Origin of the sequence: Sphingobium sp., assembly GCF_035511395.1 — a bacterium.
Lineage (GTDB): Bacteria > Pseudomonadota > Alphaproteobacteria > Sphingomonadales > Sphingomonadaceae > Sphingobium.
In genome coordinates this window covers 1-2,774 of sequence record NZ_DATKFP010000376.1, presented here as the reverse complement: position 1 = coordinate 2,774, position 2,774 = coordinate 1, and the positions used below count along the sequence as shown (strand labels likewise).

Below are 2,774 nucleotides of genomic sequence, written 5' to 3'. Positions count from 1 at the left end.
TGAGGAATTCGAGCGCTTCAGCGAGAAGCGCCCGGGTGTCATAGTCGGACATGGTGGACTCCAGTCTGCCAATCCCGTCGACCGACGCCCTGTTACCACCCCCTTCCCTTTGCGCGCCAATCGGCCGGTTAGGCGTGCGGGCCCATATCAGATCGAGTTTTGCGTCGCGCGACAGGCCGGCAGTGCCCGTTGTTTCATGCTCGATAATCGCCGCGCGCATCGCGTCGGGACTGTGGCGGTTACCAAGATTGCAATAGCCGGTGAACCAGCGCCTGTGCTCATCGATCTCGATCATGAAGAAGACGGAACCGACGAAACCGGCCTTGAGTTCGGACATCGCGAACATCCCGGCGCGCATGAACAATGGCGGCAACATCTCGAGCATGTATTCGTAGGAGGTGCTCTCGATTTCAAACCAGCTATTCTCAAAGGCCTTTCCCGAAATACGATCCTCACAGGGGCAGTCGGGAACGCGGTTGAACAGCTCGAACATCTGCTCGTGCGTCGCGACGCCGTCGAAAATCTTCCTGAATGGCAAAGCCTGGGTCATGGAGCGATTCCTCATGGACATGGCTCGCCTCGGCGCGCGTGAGAGCGCACCGGGCAGGCCGGAAAGGGAAAAGGGCTATTCGGCGGCGCTGAGCGCGGAGATGTCGTCATTGTCCGCGAAGCTGGCCTCGACCAGGTAGTTGACGGCCTGCATCCTGATCGCCCGGTCCCTGGGGATCAGCCAGGCGACATGCTCGCGCATCGCCTCGCGGACGCGCTCGAGGACTGCGGCATCCTCACCGAGCAGCAACATGTTCGCGGCAAAGCGCGCCTGCATATCGAACGCCGCCTGCTGGGTATGATAGCTGTCGGCGTCGCAATCCTCATCGGGATAGAAGCAGGCAGCTTCGATCAGCGCGGCGAGTTCGCCGGGCGTGATCGTGCTGTCGGCGCCGAGCAGGATGATGACCTCCTCGAGATCGGTCCAGCGATCGGGCGGCATGATCAGGACGTCGGTGGGAAGCACGATCACTTCGGCGTTTTCAGCGGGAGCGCCCTGCCCCTGCACGGCGACTTCCAGGGAAATCGCCTCGACCCGCCCGGAGCGAAAATCGGACGGCGGCTCCATGTCCGCACCGTAGTCGCAGATGTCGCCTTCACCCCGCTCGATACGGAAGGAGCAGCCGAGCACGCGCGGGATGGCATTGTACCAGGCATATCCCGCGAAATCGTCTATCGGGCGCACCAGCGCCGCGCCGAGTGGCCGCCCTGAAACGATGGCGCGGTTCACGGCTTGCTCGATGTGGGTCTGGTCCGCCGGCATCAGGATCATCGGCTCGCCCGCCACCCGTTCGCCGACCGGAACGCCTTCGGTTTCCGCGGTGCGCGGCGTCCATTCATGGAGCCAGGGGGCTGCTTCCGGCAGGGATATGTCGAGCGCTTTGGCCCGCAACCAATGGGCAAAGGACAGCCGATGGTGGCCCTCGCGCGCAATTGTGCGGAAGATCGCCGCCTCGCAGGCTTCGCACAGCGCCTCGAGCGCGGCCCCCTGCAAAATTTCCTTGCGCGCTGGCAGGACAAACCGAATTGGGCAGGTGTCAACGATATCGACCTTGGCATACCAGCCCCGGCCGCCATCGGCGTCGCTGACGAACGGCAGCCGGCAGCACACGGTAAGCCCGTGGAAGTTGATCCGGGGCTGTTCGCGATGAAGATCATATTTATCGGTGAAGATGCCGATGCGGCAGCCTTCCCATTCCTCGATCCGCACGGCGCCATGAAGGAAATTCTCGTACGGTTGCCGGTTGCCATCGAACCAGATCGACACCGGGCAGAAACGAGCCGCGCTCTTGACGGACTGTTCCAATTGCTGCGCCCACGCCTCGGGCAGGTCGATCTCGATTTCCGTGCCCTGGTCGAGCGAGGAAGGGATGACGTCGAGCGCCTGGCCGCTTTCCCATGCGTGCGGAGGGATCGACACTTGCCAGGCCGCGCCGATCGCGGCGGGATGGGAGCGCACGGTCACATGATGGCCGGCAAGACTGAACACACCCATGCCCGCGGGATCCTCCGATCGCGCGATCTTCTCATCCCAGCCGGAATCGCCGAGCGCCAGAAACTTGACCGGATCGGCGATACCGCACCCGTCGTCGCGGATGCGCAGCACAAGTCCCTGATCGGCCTTAACCTGGGTGATATCGATGCGCTTCGCGCCAGCTCGACGTGCGTTCTGGATAATTTCGAGGAGGGCGGCCAGCACCCCACCATCACTGAAGCGGCTGATTTTGGTGAGCAGCGACGGACTGACCATCGTATTGATTGTCGTGGGAAAGGTCATGGGAGCCTCCGGATTTCTGCGACCTCATCATCGCCCCCAAATCCCGCCCCCTCCCCTTCGCGGCGCGATTGCGCGATTGGGATGCAGCACCCCGATGGGGCACCGCGAGCGCGGAATGGACGAAAAATGGATCGGCGAGTCGGGCGGTCAGGCGGCGATGCGCCGATAGACGGACTCGCCGTTCGAGAAGCTGCCCAGGCGGACAAGGGTCGCGAAACGCTGCTCGAATTTTGGCCCGATCCGGTCGAACCATCGCTGTGCCAGCCCTTCCTGGCCGACATCGATATCGTCCCGCAAGACCACCCAATAGGCTATGCAACCGCAATATTCCGAGAGGCCGAAGCGGGCATAGCCGTTCATGGCGACAATCCGGTCTTCACGATCGATCCAGCCGTCATGCGCCCATGCCGAAGGATAGAGTGCGAGCACCTGTTCCCGAAAATCCGCG

General features: G+C 62.8%; 3 protein-coding genes. All 3 read right to left on the bottom strand.

What is annotated here, in order from left to right:
- Positions 1 to 550: DUF1419 domain-containing protein (locus VMR39_RS25670; RefSeq protein ID WP_325420571.1), on the bottom strand; the 550-nt coding region annotated here is incomplete at its 3' end.
- 75 nt (positions 551 to 625) lie between these two features.
- Positions 626 to 2,326, bottom strand: a complete 1,701-nt coding sequence (locus tag VMR39_RS25665) for an ATP-binding protein (protein ID WP_325420569.1) — start codon at positions 2,324 to 2,326, stop codon at positions 626 to 628.
- A gap of 147 nt (positions 2,327 to 2,473) precedes the next feature.
- Positions 2,474 to 2,774, bottom strand: a 301-nt coding sequence (locus VMR39_RS25660) for a hypothetical protein (RefSeq protein ID WP_325420567.1), incomplete at its 5' end; no start/stop codon positions are given.

Excerpts from the sequence above, each read along its gene's own strand:
- VMR39_RS25665 (WP_325420569.1), bottom strand. The coding sequence starts at position 2,326 with ATGACCTTTCCCACGACAATCAATACGATGGTCAGTCCGTCGCTGCTC.